The sequence below is a fragment of the Leucobacter luti genome, from assembly GCF_050310065.1.
Taxonomy (GTDB): Bacteria; Actinomycetota; Actinomycetes; order Actinomycetales; family Microbacteriaceae; genus Leucobacter; species Leucobacter luti_B.
On the sequence record NZ_CP190007.1, the window covers coordinates 2,732,285 to 2,749,126 of the forward strand.

A 16,842-nucleotide genomic window follows, 5' to 3' on the forward strand; every position below is an offset into this window, starting at 1 on the left:
TCAACCCGGGGAACCCGGCGCCGCCATGCCGCGCCAGACCAGGTCGACCGCGGCGCGGACCCGCGCCCGCGAGCCCGCCGAGTTGATCGCCTCGCCGCGCACCACGAGCTGGTAGTAGACGACGCCGGCGAGGAGGTCCATCGCGGCCTCCACATCGAGGTCGGGTCGCAGTTCGCCCCGCGCGACCCCGGCGCGCAGTGCGTCCTCGACCGGCACACGCCGCCGCGCGACGTGCGACTCCCAGTAGGCGCGCTGCAGTTCCCGGTCGGCCATCATGAGGCGGATCCGCTGGCGGAAGCGCGCCTCGGGGTAGTCCGGGTCGACGCGACCCTCGGACACCCCGAGGAACCGCATCAGGAATTCCTGCTGCAGGTCCACCTCCTCGGGCAGCCCCGGCGGCACGGTGCGCCCCACGTCGAGCGCCGCGACCAGGAGGTCCGTAAGCGTCGGCCAGCGCCGGTACAGCGCGGCGCGGCTCACGCCCGCCCGTTCGACGAGACGACTCACGGTCAGCTCCTCGCCCGCGTCGATGAAGGAGAGCGCCGCATCGAGGATGCGGTCGTCCATCTCGTCGTCGCGGGGCCGGCCCGGCCCGCGGCCGGCCCCGCAAGCCTCGGCGACCGAGCCCGAAACCCCCTCCCCCGTCACGCCCCGAACGCCCGCTCGCGCAGCCGCCCGACGGTCGCGTCGGAGAGACCCGCCGCGCGCAGCGGCGCGAGCGGGTGCCCGTGCTCCTCGCGCAGCCCGTCGAGCAGGATCCGCATGGAGACGTCCATGGGGCCGTCCTCGAGCATCGGCCGGGAGCCGAGCTTCTCGAAGTCGAAGCCGAGATCCCGCATGAGCGGGCCGATGACCCCCGCGGTGCGGTCCTGGATCGCGGGCATGTTCTGGCCGGTCAGGGCGTAGTCCGCGACGATCGCGTCCTCGTCGACCTCGAGGGCGAGGAGCAGCATGGCGGCGAGCACGCCCGTGCGGTCCCGCCCGGCGGAGCAGTGGAACGCGGTCGCGCCCGGCGCGAACGCGATCACGTTGAGCGCGGTGACGAGCTGGCCCGCCGCCCGGTTCACCATGCCGACGTACATCGCGCCCATGTGCTCGTGGGTGAGGATCGGCTGCGCAGGATCGACGCCAGCGGCGATGTCGCTCATGAGCGGCAGGTGGTGGTAGGCGACGGGGAACGCCGCGAGCGGCCCCCGCCCCGTGAGGGCGACCTCGGCGGGCGAGCGGAGGTCGATGATCGCGGCGAGCCCGCCGTCGACGAGGCGGTCGGCGACCGCGTCGGTCACGTAGGCGAGGTCGTCGGTGCGGATCGCGAAGCCCTCGCGCACGGGGCCGAGCGGGCCGCGGATCCCGCCGAGGTCGCGCAGGTTCACGGGGGCGCTCAGGGCGATCGCCGGCTGGCTGAGTCGGGCGGGCGCCTCGGGCGCCGCGGTCGTTGCGGTATTCACGTGATTCTCCTTCGGATGAGCGCGCTGCCCTGGTCGATCAGGGTAACGAGCAGAATGATGCAGATGATGATGGCGCTGAGGTGACCGTAGTCGTACATGCGCATGGCGGTCGTGAGCTCGAGCCCGATGCCGCCCGCGCCCACGAGGCCCAGGATCGTGGCCCCGCGCACGTTGCCCTCGAAGAGCAGCAGCGTGTACGAGGTCAGGAGTGGCGCCGCCTGCGGCAGGATCCCGTACTGGATGATCTGCCGTTTCGAGGCGCCAACGGCCTCCATCGCGACGACGGGCCCGCGGTCGACGGCCTCCATCGCCTCGGCGAAGATCTTCCCGATCGAGCCAATCGAGCCGAGCGTCATCGCGAGGATGCCCGCGAACGGCCCGAGGCCGACGGCCGACACGAACATGAGCGCGAACACCAGATCCGGAACCGACCGGATGATGTTCATGACCCACCGCGACGGGTAGTACAGCCACTTCGGCGCGATGTTCGAGGCCGCCCCGAACGCGACGACGAGCGAGAGGCCGGCACCGAGCACGGTACCGACGATCGCCATCTGGAACGTCTCGATGAGGAGCCGCAGGATCACGTCGAACTTCGAGAAGTCCGGCGGCCACAGGCGCATGAGGAAGTCGCCCATGTTGACGGCCCCCTCCCCGAGCTTCAGGAAGTTGAACTGCGCGCCGGCGAACGACCAGAACAGCACGAGCGCCGCGATCGGCAGCCCGATCAGGAACCTGGTGCGCGGGATCCGGAACGCCCGCTCGAGCCGCGCACGCTCGGCGGCCGTCGGCCCTGCTGGCGCGGCCTTCGTGCGCGACCCCGGATCAGTGGTCAGCGTCATCGCGCTCCTCCTCTTCTTCGTACAGCGGCGCGAGCGCCTCGGCGCACAGCTCGGCCCGGGATCCCGACACGAGGATCTCGCCGCGGCGGAGACCGACGATGCGGTCGCAGTGATTGAGCGCGAGCGGCAGCACGTGCAGGCTCACGAGCACGGGGATCCCGTCCTCGGTCGCGATCTCGCGGAGCAGCTCGAGCACGGAGTCCGCGAGCTTCGGGTCGAGCGAGGCGACCGGCTCGTCGGCCAGGATGACCCGCGGGTTCTGCATGAGCGCCCGCGCGATCGCGACGCGCTGCTGCTGGCCGCCGGAGAGCGAGCGGGCCTGCTCCTTCGCCTTGTGCGCGATCCCGACCCGGTCGAGGAGCTCCATCGCGCGCCTGCGGTGCGCGCTCGTGAAGCCGCCGAACAGGTTCACGGGGCCCGCGCCAGCGAGCGCGCCCGTGAGCACATTCGTGAGCACGCTCAGACGCGGGATCAGGTTGAACTGCTGGAACACCTGCCCCACCTCGGACCGCAACGAGCGCAGCTCGCCGCGCCTGAGGTTCGTGGCGTCGTAGCCCGCGACGCGGACGCTGCCACCAGAGATCGGTGCGAAGCCGGTGAGGCTGCGCATGAGCGTCGACTTGCCTGAGCCCGAGGCGCCGAGGAGCGCGACCATCTCGCCCGGATAGAGGTCGAGGTCGACGCTCTGGAGCACGGGCCGCTCGTCGTAGGCGACCTGTAACTCGCGCACGGTGACGAGCGGCAGGCGGGCGCGGAGCTCGCCCGTGGTGGGCGCAGAGGCTGATCCGGCGCCTGATCGCGGCGCGGATCCGGATCCGGATCCGGACCCGGCCCCTGCCCCGGAGACAACGGCCCGTCGCCGGCGCAGCACGGTCGCGGCGCGATCGGCGGCGCGATCGGCGGCGCGATCGGCGGCGCGATCGGCGGGAGGTGCGACGCTCACTTCATGTCCTTGAGCTTGACCCCGGCGACGTCCGCGATCTCGGCGAACTGGTCGAAGATCGCGGGATCCGGGGCCACGATCTTCTCGGCCTTCGCGAAGGCCCCCATCGCGTCGAGGCGCTCGGCGTTCTGCTCCGTCATGACCTTCGCGATCCCGTCCTCGATCACCTTGCGGGTCGCGTCATCGAGGTTCTGCCGGCCGAGCACCGCGCCCGCGACCTCCATCGAGGGGCTCTCGCCGACGCCGCGCCACTCGCCGTCCTTGAACGGGAACATGGGCTCGCCGAGCTCCGTCAGCATGACCGCCGTGCAGGCCGCGTCGACCTGGCCCTGCTTGAGCGCCGCGAAGCTGCCCTCGTGGCCGCCGGCGAAGATCGCCTTGTAGTCGGTGTTCTGCTCGAGGCCGGCCTCGTGCAGCATGTAGACCGGCATGAAGTACCCCGAACTCGAGGCCTGATCCGCGAAGGCGACCGTCTTGCCCTTGAGGTCCGTGAGCTCCTGCACGGGCGAGCCGTCGAGCACCACGCAGGTCGAGACGGGCTTGCCGTCGCCGCCGAACGCGACGAGCGCGTCGACCTCGCCCGTGCCGACGGCGAGCGCCGAGGGGAAGCCGCTCATCATGCCGATGTCGACGTGGCCGGAGCGGATCGCCTCGACGACGCTCAGGTAGTCGGGCACCTCCGTGACCTCGACGTCGCGGCCGGTGGCCTCCTCGAACAGCTCGGCGAAGACCTCGATCGGATTCTCCGCCGTGGGATCCTCGCCGAGAGGGACCGTGGCGAGGGTGATGGGCGCGCTCGGGTCGGCGGTCTCGGCCGCCCCCGCGTCCGTGCTGGCGCATCCCGTGAGGGCGATCGCTGCGAGACCCAGCATGGCGACCGAGGGGAGAGTGAAACGACGCATGATGACCTTTCGGTGTGAAGTGAAGCCGTGTGTCCCGCATTTCGAGAACGCTTCGATTCAAACTCCCGAAGGTGTCGCGGAATTACGAGAACGGTGTACCTGTAATGGAATGCTGAATGAACAGTCGGTGAAGCGGTGTCAGGATCCGGGGCTGGCTTGACAGCGGCCCGGCCTCGGCCCCGCCCCCGGCCCCTTGAGTTGACCCAAAGTGCGCCAAAATCGCGATTAGGGCGCACTTTGGGTCAACTCAAGGCCGGGCGGGGGCGGGAGCGGCGGAGCGGCGGGAGCGGCGCACCCCGGGAATGAGGGGCGGGGCCGCGGCGTTGGGCTGAGTGGCGGGCGATACCGAGCCAGCGTCCGCGGGAAGAGGAAGACATGCGACCGTTTCTCGACAAGGCAGCGCCCGAAATCTGGAAGGTCGCTGGCGCGTTCTCCGAGACCGTGAAGCGGGCCGTGACCGAACACGGGCTCACCGCCGAGGAGGCGGAACTCATCAAGGTGCGCGCGTCGCAGATGAACGGCTGCTCCTTCTGCCTCGACCTGCACTCGCGCGAGGCCAGGCAGGCGGGACTCACCCAGCAGAAGCTCGACCTCGTCGCCGCCTGGCGCGACGCCGGAATCTTCTCCGAGCGGGAGTGCGCGGTGCTCGCAATCGCCGAGGCCGCGACGCGCATGCCGCTGAGCGAGGACTCGCGGGCGGATCTCGCCGGCGCGCAGTCCGTGCTCGGCGACGACGCCTTCGCAGCGGCCGAGTGGGTCGCCGTCGCGATCAACACGTTCAACCGCGTCTCGATCCTGAGCGAGCACCCGGTGCGCCCGCGGGGCGCCGACGGCAAGCTCCTGCGCTGAGCCGTGGCTGATCCGGGCGGGATTCTGCCGAGCGTCGTGATCGGTGCGGGGCAGGCGGGCCTCTCCGCCTCGTACCATCTGCAGCGGCTCGGGATCGAGCACCTCGTGCTCGACGCCGACGACGCGCCCGGCGGGGCCTGGCGCCACCGCTGGGACGCGCTCACGATGCGCGACGTACACGGGGTCGCAGAGCTCCCGGGGTCCGCGCCGCCCCCGCGCGACGGCGAGCGCGCAAACACCGCGATCCCGCGCTACTTCGCGGAGTATGAGCGGGAGCACAAGCTGCCGGTCGAGCGGCCGGTGCGGGTGCTGCGGGTGCTGCCTGCGGCGTCGCGCGACGACGCCGGTGCCGACGCAGCCGCCGCCCCGCTCCGGATCGAGACGTCGGCGGGCACCCGGTTCGCGCGCACACTCGTGAACGCGACGGGCACCTGGACGCGCCCGTTTATCCCGCACTATCCGGGGGCGGAGACGTTCCGCGGCGAGCAGTTCCACACCGTCGACTACCCAGGGCCGGAGCACTTCCGCGGCAGCCGCACCCTCATCGTGGGCGGCGGCGCGTCCGCAGTGCAATTCCTCGGCGCGCTCGCCCCGATCACGGACACGATCTGGGTCACGAGGCGGGAGCCCGTGTGGCGCACGGACGAGTTCACGAGCGAGGCCGGGATCGAGGCCGTCGCGATGGTCGAGCGTCGGGTCGCCGAGGGCCTCCCGCCGCAGAGCGTCGTGAGCGTCACCGGGCTCTTCCTGCGCGAGCAGGAGCGCGAGGCCGAGCGACTCGGCGCCTATGCCGCACGCCGCCCCATGTTCGAGCGCATCGAGGAGCGCGGCGTGCGCTGGGCCGACGGGTCCTTCGAGCCCGTCGACGCGATCCTCTGGGCCACGGGTTTCCGCCCCGCGATCGGCCACCTTGCCCCACTTGGCCTGCGGAGCGCCGCCGGCGGTATCCAGCTCGACCGCGCCGGCCGCGGCACGACGGCGGTCGCTGACCCCCGGATCCAGCTCGTCGGCTACGGCCCCTCCGCCTCGACGATCGGCGCGAACCGCGCGGGCCGCGCCGCCGCGAGCGGGGTGCGGCGGTTCCTTCGAGGCGCTGGGGATGGCGCTGCGGGTGCGGGCGCACGCGACGCAGAGACCTCCGAGCCGAGCGCGGCCTGATCCGGCGCCCGTTCCTCACGATTCCCATGCGCCACCCCAACAGAGAAACAGTTGTCGTCCGGGCCTGACGCGCCTAGAGTGCCAGCAGGGTCCCGCCTCAAGAGCTAGGGGAACGCATGAAGGCTGTGGTCGTTGAACGCTATGGTCCGCCGGAGGTTGCCGTCGTCGCGGAGGAGTCGATGCCGGAGCCCGGCCTCGGCGAGGTGCTCGTGCGCGTCGATGCGGCCGCCGTCACCTCAGGGGACGCGCGGATGCGCGCGGCGAGCTTCCCGCCCGGCTTCGGGTTCCTCGCTCGGCTCGGGATCGGGATCCGGGGCCCGCGTCGGCGCGTGCTCGGCGTCGCCTTCTCGGGGCGCGTCGAGCGCGCCTCCTCCGACGTCGCCGAGTTCTCGCCGGGCGACGAGGTCGCAGGCATGACCGGCGCGAGACTCGGTGCCCACGCCGAGTACGTCGCCGTACCGTCCTCGCGGCTCGCGCCGAAGCCCCGCGCCGTCTCGCCCGAGGACGCCGCGGGGATCCTGTTCGGCGGCTCCACTGCCCTGTGGTTCTTGCGCGACCGGGCCCACGTTCGCCCCGGCGATCGGGTGCTCGTGAACGGCGCTTCCGGATCCGTCGGCAGCGCCGCGGTCCAGCTCGCGCGGCACTTCGGCGCGAGTGTCACCGCCGTCACGAGCGCCGCGAACACGCAGCTCGTGCTGGGTCTCGGTGCCGAGCGGGCAATCGACTACCGGGAGACGCCGGTGGCCGCGATTCCGGATCACTTCGACGTCGTCTTCGACGCCGTCGGCAACCTCAGCCGCGCCGAAGGGCTCCCCCTCCTCGCGCCCGGCGGCAGGCTGATCCTCGCCGTCGCTGGCCTCGCCGACACCGCGATCCCGCACCGCGGCGTGATCACAGGAACCGCCCCCGAACGGGCCGAAGACTTCGAGCTGCTGCTCGGGCTCCTCGCCTCGGGCGAACTGCGCGGCACGACGCAGGCGCTCGACGGGCTCGAGTCGGTCGCCGCGGCCTACCGTCTCATCGACAGCGGCAGGAAGGTCGGGAACATCGTGGTGCGGCCGCGGCTCACGGGGCACACGGGCGCCGGATCCTGGGGCTGAACGAAACCGCGAACCGCCCCCGATCAGCCGTTTCTCGCGCCTGAGAAATCACCGGAGGGCACACACACCCTGCCCCCTGGCTTGTCTCCATTGCAGATACATTGCAAACTATGAGTCATGACCTTGGACTCACTCCGCGCCCTCGCAGACCGTGCCGCGCTGTTCTCCGCGCTCCGGCAGGACCAGCTGGCCACCGCCCTTGACGAACTGGGCGAGCACCGCTGGGACGTCGACCTCAACGCGGGAACGCTGACGTTCACCTCGCACGAGGACCCCGAGAAGCAGTTCGTCGCCCGCGCCAGCTTCATCGCGTCGATCGCGCCCGGCCCCCGCTCCATGATGTGGTCGTGGGCGATGCCGCAGGGCGACGGCGGCGGGTCGACCGACGCGCTCAGGCAGTACGGCGAGGAGAACGGGATCCCCGAGCTCACGATGGCCGAGGTGCCCTTCCCCGAGGACACGGGTGACGACATCTCCGAATGGATCGCCGATTTCGCGCACGTCATCGGGGGAGTGACCGCCGAAATCACGGGGCGTTCCCCCCACTACTCCGCAAACGCTGGCGGCAGCCGAGCGGTGCTGCTCCTCGACGCGCCGATCCCGCCGCTCACGATCGCGGCCGCGGTGCCCGCGATCCCGCGCATCATCTCCTCGGTCGAGATCCCGGATCACCGCACCGCCGTGTGGGATCTCGCACGCCTCGCGGGCTGGCAGCTCGACTGGGTTGGCGACGACTTCGGGGCCGCCCAGGTGACCGACGGCACGAGCACGTCGACGATCCGCTTCGACGACCAGGCCCGCATCGTCGGCATCGAGGGGCAGCTCGGCGCGGCATAGCTCGGCGGTGGGGCGGCGCCGTGGCGTCCGCCGCGCGGCACTCGCTCCGCAAACTGCGCTCGTTCGCACGATCCGGGGCAGAGACTTGCGAACGAGTGCAGAACTCGGAGCGAGCGCAGGCGCGCAGGCACACTGGCTCGCAGACGCGCATAGGCACGGCCGGGCCCTGACCCGCCCGCTCAGCGGGCCTTCATTGCGACGGCGGCCTCCGTCCGGGACCCCACACCGAGCTTTCGCAGCACGGCGGAGACGTGCACGCTCACCGTCTTCGCACTGATGAAGAGCTTTTCCCCGATCTCGCGGTTGCTCAGGCCCTCGGCAACGAGTTCGAGCACCTGGCGCTCGCGCTCCGTGAGCTCGCCGAGCGCCCCAGCATGTTCGGCGCCGCCCGCTGCGCCGAGCGCGCTGAGGAGCTCGCGCGCAATGGTGGTGAGCCGCGCGTGCGAGAGGCGTTCGGCCAGCGCGAGCGCTTCCCGGGCGGACTCCGCCGCCGCGCGGCGGTCGCCCGCCGCGAGCAGCGACCTGGCCAGCTCGATCCGCACCGCGGGGCGGATCGCCGCGGGCACGCCGTCATCCTCAGCGGACTCAGCGGCCTCCTTGAGTTCCGAGACCCTGAGTTCAGCAGCATCCTGCGGCTCGAGCAAAGCCAAAAACACGCGCTCCAGCGCACCGTCGCGGAGCGCCGGCGGCAGTTCGTTCCACGCCGCGAGCAGGCCTTCCTCGAGGTCGTTCGCCGAGTCTCCAGTGGCACGCAGCTCCGCGGCGATCCATGCCCCGTCGAGCAGCAATCGGCGTTCGTAGCTGAGCGCGGGGAGATCGTCTGCGAGGAGCTGGGCGACGGCGTCGCGCGCGGCGCCGAAGTCTCCCTGGGCAGTCGCGAGCGCGAACCGCATCTGCATCTGCGCGTACCAGACCTGCCGTTCGCGCGCGGCCGCGCCACCCGGCATGCCCTGCCACGCACGGAAGAGCTCTTCGGCGCGCTCGGTTTCACCTCGCCAGCAATGGACGCGCACGCGCGAGGCCAGGGTGTAGATCCGGTGCACGCGCAGCGAATAGGCGTCGATCCCGCGCCCGAGCAGGGTCTCCGCGCGATCGATTTCGCCGAGCTCGATGAGCGGCTCGACCACGTTCTGCAGCAGGATCGCGCCGCTCGTGCGCTCGACACCGTATCGCTTGGCCACCTCGAGCCCGCGCTCCGCGAGCTCAGTGGACTCGCGGTAGCGACCCACGACGTTCAGCAGGTCCGAGTAGTTGACGTGGTATCTCAGGAGGGACTGGCTGTCGCTCGCGGTCGCGAGCGCCTGGGCGAACTCCTCCTCGGCACGATCGAAGTCGCCGAGCTGGGAGAAGCAACTGCCCCGCACGCTGAAGGCGAGGGAGCGCTGGCTATCGTTGGGCGGCTCCTTCGACGCGTGCTCGACCGCGAGGCCCGCCTCGTCGATCGCCTCCTGGAGGCTGCCCGCGCGCATGAGCACGCTGGCGAGCTGGTTGTGCAGGCTGGCGCGGAGCCGGTGGTCCTCGGAGCGGTCTCCGAGGATCCCGATCGCCTCCGCGAGCAGCTCGCGCGACCCGGGATGCCCCGCGTTGCTTAGGTAGGCGGACTTGTAGCGCAGGAGTCGCGCGCGCACCTCCGGCTCTGTCGACTCATCGGCCTCGCCGAGCGCAAGGTTCACGACCGCGAGACTGCGCTCACCCTCCCCCGCGTTGCGCAGGGCCGAAGCGAATCTGCCGAGGAACGGAAGCCTGCCGACCCCGATCATCCGCTCCGGATCCGGGACCTGATCCCATAGCTCCAGCACCTGTTCCCCGAAGCGCGCGGCGGCACCAAACGCATAGCTCGCCTTGGCCTGCTCCATCGCGGCGTTGGCGGCGACGATCGCGTGCTCCGGATCCCGCGCGCGCTGCCAGTGGAAGGCGAGCTCCGGGGCGAGCGCGCGCCGCGGATCACGATCCGCGATCTCCTGCGTGATCTGCGCGAGTCGGCGGTGCAGGCGTGTGCGCTCGCTCGGGAGTAGCTCGCCGTAGACGGCCTCACGCAGCAGCGCGTGACGGAACGCGTAGCGATCCGCATCGTCGACGCTCAGGATCCCGGCCCCGATCGCCTCGCGGATCGCCGTCTCGATGCCCGATTCGGGAAGCTCCGTGAGCTGCGACACAACCCCGTGTTCAAGCGGCGCCTGCGACGCTGACAGGGTGCGCACGAGTGCCCCGGCCTCGGGGCCCAGCCGGTCGTAGCGGGCCAGCAGCAAGTCGCGCAGCGAATCTGCGAGCGGTGCGTCGGCGCTGTCGATCAGCTCCTCGACAAAGAAGGGCACGCCCTCCGCGCGCTCGAGCAGCGCGTCAAACGCCGACGCCTCGACGGGGAGGATGGGCACCACAGATCCGGCCTCTGCGGCTGGCCGCCTGAGCCCGGCCACCATGGCGCGGACCTCCTCGTCGCTCAACCGCCCGAGCGGGATCCGCTCGATGAGGCGCGCGCGCTCGGCTCCGCTCGCGAACGTGCGCGCGGGATCGCCCCGCCTCCCGTCGTCTCGCATCGTCACGACGAACAGGACCGGGGCATCCTGCAGCATGCGCAGGAGTGCGGCGAGCGTCGCGATCGTGCCCTCGTCTGCCCAGTGCAGGTCCTCGATTGTGAGCACGAGCGGGCGAGCGGCTGCTGCGGCCCGCAGGCTCGAGGCGATGGCCTCGCGCAGGCGATCCGGGGACGGCGGGATGATGAGCGACTCCCCCGTCGCCTCCTCAGCACCTTCGACGGCGGCGCCCGCCTCCGATACCTCGGGCACGAGCAGCAGGAGCTCGGCGCGGTGCGGACCCGCCCCCTCCCACACCTCAGCCGCGCCCCGCACGGCGATGAGCCCGCGCAGGAGTTCGAGCACCGGCCCATAGGGCGTTGCCGCGCCGCCGAGATCGACGCAGCGGCCTACGAGCACGTCGGCTTCTCCCGCGACGCCCGCGATGAACTCCTGAACAAGGCGGCTCTTCCCGATCCCGGCCTCACCCGTGATGAGCACCGCGGCCGGGTTCCCGGAGCGCGCGGCGTCGAAGCGGCCGCGAAGCAGAGCGCTTTCTACTTCGCGGCCGACGAGTTCGCTTGCTGGCGGTGTTCGCGGCATGTCCCCATCCTCGCAGGAGCCTGTGACATTCACGGCGTGCGCGCCCCCGCGGCGCTCACTTCGCGAGCCGGAACGCGGCTCCGGGGCGCAGTTTTGCGAAGAAACCCCCGGTCCGGCGGCCGTGCAGGCGATCCGCGCCGCGGTTCACGCGATCGCCCCCCTCGCGTCTCACGGGCCTCGCTGGCCTCGCGGGTGCTGCGGGTGCGCTCCGCCGCGGCCGCGAGCACGCGCTCCCGGTGCTGGCTCTCGAGCTGGTTCATGTAGGCGTTGGGATCCATGATCTTCATCTCCTCTGGGTGATTCGATGAGTCCACGCTCCTCCCTAAGGAGGGGGTCCCGGATCGGGCACATGCCCAGGTTTCGCGAGGTTGGGGCCTTAGATTGCGGGCGCGGCAGGGCGGGGGGCCACTACCGCGCGGCACTCGCTCCGTAAACTGCGCTCGTTCGCACGATCCGGGGCAGAACCTTGCGAACGAGCGCAGAATTCGGAGCGAGCGCTGGCGCGCAGGATCGGGATCGGGATCGGAGCGGGCGCGCCCCTACCCCCTCGGCAGCGGAGCGCTCGACGCCCCGAGCGCAGCGAACCCCTCGTCGACGGCGGCCACGAGGTCGACGTCGTCGGACGACGCCCAGCGCCGCCACGCCACGTCGACCATCGCCATCGCTGAGGCGGCGACGGCGAGCGACCCCATGCCGCCGAAGGCCGCCGGATCGCCGACCCGCGCCTCGAGCGCGGCGGCGAGCGCCGCCACGAGCTGTTCGCGGCGCACGCTGAAGCGGGCGCGCAGTGCGGGGTGCGAGCCGATCAGGCGGAGGCGTTCGCGCCTGCGCTGCTTGTCGGCGACGGCGGCCTGGATCGTCGGCTCGAGCGCGGCGCGGGCGAGCTCCCAGATCGTGCGGCCGGGCCGCGGCTCGAGCTCGGCGAGCACGGCGCCGTAGTCGGGCGTCTCGGTCTCGACGGCCGCGACGACCACGTCCTCTTTGCCCGCAAAGTAGCGGAAGAACGTCGCCCTGGAGATCCCGACCGCCGCGGCTGCCTCGTCTGTCGTGACCTGTTCATAGCCCTTTTCGACGAACACGTCGACGATCGCTTCTGCGAGCTGGGCGCGCATCGCCACGCGGGCGCGCGCACGAATGTCGGGGTCCATAACACTTAGTCTATACTGTGAGACTTCGTCTCATCTTTGCGATATTGGATCAGGAGCCTATTTGATGAAGGACCGCAGCAGACTGACACACCTCCCACGGCCAGGGGCCGTCGTGGCCGTTCTCGCTTTCGCAGGAATGGGTGCGTCGTTCATGCAGACGATCCTCGTCCCGATTCAGTCGGAGCTCCCGAAGCTCCTCGGCGCCGCACGCGAGGACACCGCGTGGGTCATCACCGTGACCCTGCTCGTCTCCGCGATCTTCACCCCGATCTCGGGAAAGCTCGGCGACATGTACGGCAAGCGCCGGATCGCCATCATCCTGCTCGCCCTCCTCATCGCGGGCTCCGTGATCTGCGCGCTCAGCTCGACGGTCATCCCGATGATCGTCGGCCGGGCGCTCCAGGGCACCGGCATGGGCGTAATCCCGCTCGGGATCTCGATCCTGCGCGACACACTGCACCCGGATCGCCTGGGCTCGTCGATCGCGCTCGTGAGCGCGACGCTCGGCGTCGGCGGCGCGCTCGGCCTGCCCATCAGCGCTTTTGTCACCGAGAACTTCGACTGGCACGCGCTCTTCTTCGTCGCCGCCGCGATCGGCGCGATCTCGCTCGTGCTCTTCATCTTCGTGATCCCGCCGAGCACCCTCCGCACGCCCGGCCGCTTCGACCTGCTCGGCGCGATCGGCCTCGCGATCGGCCTCACGGGCATCATGCTCACGATCTCCAAGGGGAATGAGTGGGGCTGGCTCACCTTCCCCACGCTGATTTCCGGCGGGATCGGGATCGTCGCCCTGCTCATCTGGGGCGCATACCAGTGGCGGCATGTAGACCCCCTCGTGGACCTGCGCGTGAGCGTGCGCGGCCCCGTACTCATGACCAATCTGGCATCTATCGCGATGGGCTTCGCGCTGTTTTCCTCGAGCATCGTCTTCCCGCAGCTGCTCGAGCTCCCGCGCGACGCAGGCGGCCTCGGAATGCCCCTGCTCACGGCGAGCTTCGCGCTCATGCCCTCGGGTCTCGCGATGCTCGCGATGTCGCCGATCGCCGGCCGCCTCATCGACCGCATCGGCCCGAAGTCGCTCCTCATCGTCGGCGCCGTCGTCATCGCGGTCACCTACGCGTTCGCGGTGTTCCTGCCCGCCACCGTGTGGTCGGTCGCCATCTCGAACACCTTCATCGGGGTCGGGATCGGGCTCGGCTACGCCGCGATGCCGACGCTCATCATGCGCGCCGTACCGTCGACCGAGACGGGCGCGGCGAACGGCCTGAACACCCTGATGCGAAGCCTCGGCACGAGCATCGCGGCCGCCGCGGTCGCGGCCGTGCTCGCGCAGTCGGCCGGCGCGACCGGGTTCCCGACCCCGCAGGGCTTCCAGCTCGCCCTCGTCTACGGGCTCGTCGCGGCGGTCGTCTGCGCCGTGCTCGCCTCGCTCATACCCCGCTCGCGCGAGGGCGTCGAGGCGCACCCCTCCCTTCCGGGCGAGTAGGCGGCGTGGGGGCGGGGCGCGGCCGCCGGGCGCGCATGTTCTCGCTGGCGGGCCCGCGCCCGCCGGCCGTCGCTCCGTAATCTGCCGTCGTTCCGTTGAGATCCCCCACATTCAACTGAACGAGTGCAGATTACGGAGCGACGGTGCAGCCGCCGCGCGGCACGCGCCGCGCCGCACCCGCCGCGCCGCACACGCCCGCAGGGGAAAGGGTCGCTCACTCCTCGCGATCCGTCGCCAGCGGCATGAACACCCACATCCCGAATCCGATCACGAGCCCGGCCGCGAGCGCGATGAGCCCGGCGCTCCGGTTCACCGCGAGATCGAAGACGAGGCCCGTCACCCCGGCGGTGAGCGCCACGACGATCACGAGGTTCGCGCGCAGCAGCCGGTTCCCGGTGAGGACTACTCGCGCTTTCTGCTGCTTCCCGAAGTGCCGCCGGTGCAGCATCACGAGGGCGAGCGCGAGCGCCGTCGCGAGCCCGGCCAGGGCGACGAGCACGAGGTAGAGCGTGCGCTGGAAGTCGTCGAGTTCCGCGAAGCGCGGCTGGAACGCAACCGCGAGCAGGAATCCGCCCAGGATCTGAGTGCACGTCTGCGTGACCCGCACCTCCTGGATCAGCTCGTTCCAGTTGCGGTCGGCTCGCTGGTTCCGCGTCTCCGCTCGCCCGTCGCTGGGGTTCGCGTCAGAAGTATTCGCATCACCGGGCTGAGTCACCCCGACTCCCTTCGTGCGTCGTTGCGATCGAGGCCGCAGCACCTCCCCGCTGTTCCTGGCCGTGATCGGCATCATAACGACGCTTCGACGCGCGGAACAGGGCCTTGACCGGAGGCTCTGCCGCGAGAGCGACCCGCATCCGTGCCATTCACCCCACACCCGCACCTGCGCCCGGCACCCCGGGGTTTACCCTGTTCCACATGGCAATCCTCATCGACCCGCCGGCGTGGCCCGCACACGGAACGCTGTGGAGCCACCTCGTGTCGGACGCGAGCTACGAGGAGCTGCACGACTTCGCCGCGCGCCTCGGGGTGCCGCGCAGGAGCTTCGACCTCGACCACTACGACGTGCCGTCGCGCCTCTTCGAGCGCGCGGTCGCGCTCGGCGCGCGCCCCGTCTCGGGCAAGGACGTCGTGCACGGGCTGCGCGCCTCAGGACTCAGGGTCCGCACGGCGGAGCGGGCCGCGCTCCGGCCCGTGCGCCGCAGGCAGTTCCTCGTCGCCGAGTGGGGCGGGCTCGGCACGCGGCTCGGGATCGGGATCGGGTCCGGGATCAGGTCCGGGTCGGGGATCCGGAACGGGATCAGGTCCGACTCCGACGCGCCGGGGTCTGCGTGGCGCGAGCTCGGCGACGAGCTGATCACACGCTGGAACGAGCCGCACCGCAACTACCACGACGAGCGCCACCTCGAGGACGTGCTGCTCTCGCTCGACCACCTCGCCGTGCGCGGCGAGCGCCTCTCGAAGGAAACGTTGCTCGCGGCGTGGTTCCACGATGCGGTCTACCGCGGCACCGCGAGCGACGAGGCGGACTCGGCGGCGCTCGCGGCCGCTGCGCTCGGCCGCGCGGGGCTCGCGCCTGGCCTCCGCGACACCGTGGGGGCGCTCATCGAGGCAACGGCGCCGGGGCGGGCGGTGCGGGATCCGGATCCCGCACTCGCCCAGCTGCTGGACGCCGACCTCGGGATCTTCGCCGCTCCGCAGCGGCGATACGACGAGTACGCGAGCGCCGTGCGCGGCGAATACGCGCACGTGCCCGATCAGGAGTTTGCGCTTCGGCGGAGCGAGATTCTCGGCGCGTATCTGGCCCGGCCGAGCATCTACCTCACGGCCACGGCGCGAGAGCTCTGGGAGCGCGCCGCGCGGGCGAACGTCGAGCGGGAACTCGCCGCCCTGGCCGCGGTCGCCAGGGGCTAGCGCGCCGCGGCGCCCGCAGCCTCGAGATCCCGCGCCATCGGGGCAATCACGGTCTCGAGATTCGCGCACACCGCGTCCAGGCTGTGACCGGCCTCGAGCAGGCGCGTCGAGGCGTGCACCATGGCATTGATGAGCTCGCTCACGCCCTCGGGATCAGGCACTCCGAGCTCGACCAGCGTCGCACTCAGCGGTGCCTGGATTGCGCGGTGCATGCGCGAGGCCTGCTCGTCGAGCGCCTCACCCGGGGACAGGGCCGCGAGCGCGGAGGCGACGGCGTGCGCCCCTTCCTGGACGAGCCTGACGTTCTCGACCGCGTAGGCGAGGATCCGGTCGCCCGGCGTTTCCACGGCGTCCATCGCGCCGGTGACCCGCTCGGTCCACTTGGGAAAAACATCGCTGATCAGCGCCGCAAGGAGCGCCTCACGCGAGTCGAAGTAGTTGTAGACGCTCGAGCGGGCGAGCCCGGTGCGCTCGGAGACGGCGCGCATGCTCGTCACGTCGCCCGTCTCCTCGAGCAGCTCGTGGGCGGCGTCGAGGAGCAGACGCTCCTGCTTCGCGCGGTGCTCGGCCACGGTCGCGGCGCTGATTCGTGGCATGGATCCGGCCCCCTTCACTCAGCTCGACACTACGCGCCAAAGTTATCGACACGGTGTCGAATAAACTGAGAAGTCCCCTTGAAAGGCACCGGATCGGGCCATTTCGCGCACCCAGCGGCACGAAACTTCCTAGGCTCGAAGCATGGACTTCCTGCACTCTGCCCTCGTATTCCTGCATCTCCTCGGCGCGGCCGCCCTCCTCGGCGGCTGGCTCGCCACGTTCAAGAAGCCGACGGTCGGGGTGTTCCAGGCGGCCGGCGCCTGGACGCAGCTCGTCACCGGCCTCCTGCTCGTCGGCCTCGCCGAGATGGGCGACGGCCACGTCAACAACATCAAGATCGCGGTCAAGCTCGTGGTGCTCATCGCGATCCTGGTCGCCGCGCTTATCGGACGCCGCAAGGTCAAGCGCGGCCAGCCCGTCTCGACCGGGGTCGCCCACGCGGTCGGCGGCCTCACCCTCATCAACATCGCGATCGCCGTCTTCTGGTAGGCGCTGGCCCGGATCC

Annotated in this window: 16 protein-coding genes; 7 read left to right on the plus strand and 9 right to left on the minus strand. The window is 71.1% G+C overall.

All coding sequences use genetic code 11. The features are described from left to right. From ACOPJ3_RS12415 to phnD, 5 genes are read right to left on the minus strand one after another with little or no spacing between them, the layout of a single operon-like run. Positions 1-648 carry a TetR/AcrR family transcriptional regulator gene (locus ACOPJ3_RS12415; protein WP_427869479.1) on the minus strand — a complete coding sequence of 216 codons (648 nt, stop codon included), beginning with the start codon at positions 646-648 and terminating at the stop codon, positions 1-3. Continuing rightward, the gene (locus ACOPJ3_RS12420) at positions 645-1,448 is read right to left on the minus strand and encodes a tyrosine-protein phosphatase (protein WP_427869480.1); all 804 of its coding nucleotides are present in this window, start codon (positions 1,446-1,448) and stop codon (positions 645-647) included. The genes ACOPJ3_RS12415 and ACOPJ3_RS12420 overlap by 4 nt, the downstream gene beginning before the upstream one ends. Beyond that, complete coding sequence (phnE, locus tag ACOPJ3_RS12425; protein WP_427869481.1) at positions 1,445-2,290, minus strand: phosphonate ABC transporter, permease protein PhnE; 846 nt, start codon at positions 2,288-2,290, stop codon at positions 1,445-1,447. The genes ACOPJ3_RS12420 and phnE overlap by 4 nt, the downstream gene beginning before the upstream one ends. Continuing rightward, positions 2,274-3,233, minus strand: a complete 960-nt coding sequence (gene phnC, locus ACOPJ3_RS12430; RefSeq protein ID WP_427869482.1) for a phosphonate ABC transporter ATP-binding protein — start codon at positions 3,231-3,233, stop codon at positions 2,274-2,276. The genes phnE and phnC overlap by 17 nt, the downstream gene beginning before the upstream one ends. Further along, positions 3,230-4,135: a phosphate/phosphite/phosphonate ABC transporter substrate-binding protein gene (gene phnD, locus ACOPJ3_RS12435; protein WP_427869483.1), complete on the minus strand. Its 906-nt coding sequence runs from the start codon at positions 4,133-4,135 to the stop codon at positions 3,230-3,232. Before phnD ends, phnC begins: the two co-directional genes overlap by 4 nt. 375 nt (positions 4,136-4,510) lie before the next feature. Between phnD and ACOPJ3_RS12440 the strand changes: the two genes are divergently transcribed. The 4 genes from ACOPJ3_RS12440 (at position 4,511) to ACOPJ3_RS12455 (ending at position 8,079) form a co-directional block, all read left to right on the plus strand. After that, positions 4,511-4,984: a carboxymuconolactone decarboxylase family protein gene (locus tag ACOPJ3_RS12440; protein WP_427869484.1), complete on the plus strand. Its 474-nt coding sequence runs from the start codon at positions 4,511-4,513 to the stop codon at positions 4,982-4,984. A 3-nt stretch (positions 4,985-4,987) separates the two neighbouring features. Further along, positions 4,988-6,142 carry a flavin-containing monooxygenase gene (locus ACOPJ3_RS12445; protein ID WP_427869485.1) on the plus strand — a complete coding sequence of 385 codons (1,155 nt, stop codon included), beginning with the start codon at positions 4,988-4,990 and terminating at the stop codon, positions 6,140-6,142. 116 nt (positions 6,143-6,258) lie between these two features. After that, positions 6,259-7,242 (plus strand): NAD(P)-dependent alcohol dehydrogenase, encoded by a 984-nt coding sequence (locus ACOPJ3_RS12450; protein WP_427869486.1) that lies wholly within the window; start codon positions 6,259-6,261, stop codon positions 7,240-7,242. A gap of 117 nt (positions 7,243-7,359) precedes the next feature. Then, positions 7,360-8,079: a DUF6882 domain-containing protein gene (locus tag ACOPJ3_RS12455; protein WP_427869487.1), complete on the plus strand. Its 720-nt coding sequence runs from the start codon at positions 7,360-7,362 to the stop codon at positions 8,077-8,079. A 179-nt stretch (positions 8,080-8,258) separates the two neighbouring features. Here the strand turns inward: ACOPJ3_RS12455 and ACOPJ3_RS12460 are convergent, their stop codons facing one another. Together ACOPJ3_RS12460 and ACOPJ3_RS12465 are read right to left on the minus strand one after the other, a co-directional pair. After that, positions 8,259-11,195, minus strand: coding sequence for a helix-turn-helix transcriptional regulator (locus tag ACOPJ3_RS12460; RefSeq protein ID WP_427869488.1), 2,937 nt, complete (start codon positions 11,193-11,195; stop codon positions 8,259-8,261). A gap of 539 nt (positions 11,196-11,734) precedes the next feature. Next, positions 11,735-12,343 carry a TetR family transcriptional regulator gene (locus ACOPJ3_RS12465; RefSeq protein ID WP_427869489.1) on the minus strand — a complete coding sequence of 203 codons (609 nt, stop codon included), beginning with the start codon at positions 12,341-12,343 and terminating at the stop codon, positions 11,735-11,737. 64 nt (positions 12,344-12,407) lie between these two features. Here ACOPJ3_RS12465 and ACOPJ3_RS12470 point away from each other — a divergent pair, with 64 nt between their 5' ends. Further along, a complete protein-coding gene (locus ACOPJ3_RS12470) occupies positions 12,408-13,829 on the plus strand; it encodes an MFS transporter (RefSeq protein ID WP_427869490.1) in 1,422 nt (473 codons plus the stop codon). Positions 13,830-14,043: 214 nt separating this feature from the next. Here ACOPJ3_RS12470 and ACOPJ3_RS12475 read toward each other — a convergent pair whose 3' ends face one another. After that, positions 14,044-14,544, minus strand: coding sequence for a DUF6328 family protein (locus ACOPJ3_RS12475; RefSeq protein ID WP_427869491.1), 501 nt, complete (start codon positions 14,542-14,544; stop codon positions 14,044-14,046). 200 nt (positions 14,545-14,744) lie between these two features. On the opposite strand from ACOPJ3_RS12475, the gene ACOPJ3_RS12480 reads away from it, so the two are divergent. Then, positions 14,745-15,740 carry a DUF4031 domain-containing protein gene (locus tag ACOPJ3_RS12480; protein WP_427869492.1) on the plus strand — a complete coding sequence of 332 codons (996 nt, stop codon included), beginning with the start codon at positions 14,745-14,747 and terminating at the stop codon, positions 15,738-15,740. Here the strand turns inward: ACOPJ3_RS12480 and ACOPJ3_RS12485 are convergent. Next, positions 15,737-16,336 (minus strand): TetR/AcrR family transcriptional regulator, encoded by a 600-nt coding sequence (locus ACOPJ3_RS12485; RefSeq protein ID WP_427869493.1) that lies wholly within the window; start codon positions 16,334-16,336, stop codon positions 15,737-15,739. The genes ACOPJ3_RS12480 and ACOPJ3_RS12485 overlap by 4 nt on opposite strands. Before the next feature lie 142 nt (positions 16,337-16,478). Here ACOPJ3_RS12485 and ACOPJ3_RS12490 point away from each other — a divergent pair, with 142 nt between their 5' ends. After that, positions 16,479-16,826, plus strand: coding sequence for a hypothetical protein (locus tag ACOPJ3_RS12490; protein ID WP_427869494.1), 348 nt, complete (start codon positions 16,479-16,481; stop codon positions 16,824-16,826). Positions 16,827-16,842: the final 16 nt, after the last annotated feature.

Coding starts and splice junctions, on each gene's coding strand:
- ACOPJ3_RS12470 (WP_427869490.1), top strand. CDS start 12,408: ATGAAGGACCGCAGCAGACTGACACACCTCCCACGGCCAGGGGCCGTC.
- phnD (WP_427869483.1), bottom strand. CDS start 4,135: ATGCGTCGTTTCACTCTCCCCTCGGTCGCCATGCTGGGTCTCGCAGCG.
- ACOPJ3_RS12480 (WP_427869492.1), top strand. CDS start 14,745: ATGGCAATCCTCATCGACCCGCCGGCGTGGCCCGCACACGGAACGCTG.
- ACOPJ3_RS12460 (WP_427869488.1), bottom strand. CDS start 11,195: ATGCCGCGAACACCGCCAGCAAGCGAACTCGTCGGCCGCGAAGTAGAA.
- ACOPJ3_RS12485 (WP_427869493.1), bottom strand. CDS start 16,336: ATGCCACGAATCAGCGCCGCGACCGTGGCCGAGCACCGCGCGAAGCAG.
- ACOPJ3_RS12490 (WP_427869494.1), top strand. CDS start 16,479: ATGGACTTCCTGCACTCTGCCCTCGTATTCCTGCATCTCCTCGGCGCG.
- ACOPJ3_RS12455 (WP_427869487.1), top strand. CDS start 7,360: ATGACCTTGGACTCACTCCGCGCCCTCGCAGACCGTGCCGCGCTGTTC.
- ACOPJ3_RS12450 (WP_427869486.1), top strand. CDS start 6,259: ATGAAGGCTGTGGTCGTTGAACGCTATGGTCCGCCGGAGGTTGCCGTC.
- ACOPJ3_RS12440 (WP_427869484.1), top strand. CDS start 4,511: ATGCGACCGTTTCTCGACAAGGCAGCGCCCGAAATCTGGAAGGTCGCT.
- phnE (WP_427869481.1), bottom strand. CDS start 2,290: ATGACGCTGACCACTGATCCGGGGTCGCGCACGAAGGCCGCGCCAGCA.
- ACOPJ3_RS12465 (WP_427869489.1), bottom strand. CDS start 12,343: ATGGACCCCGACATTCGTGCGCGCGCCCGCGTGGCGATGCGCGCCCAG.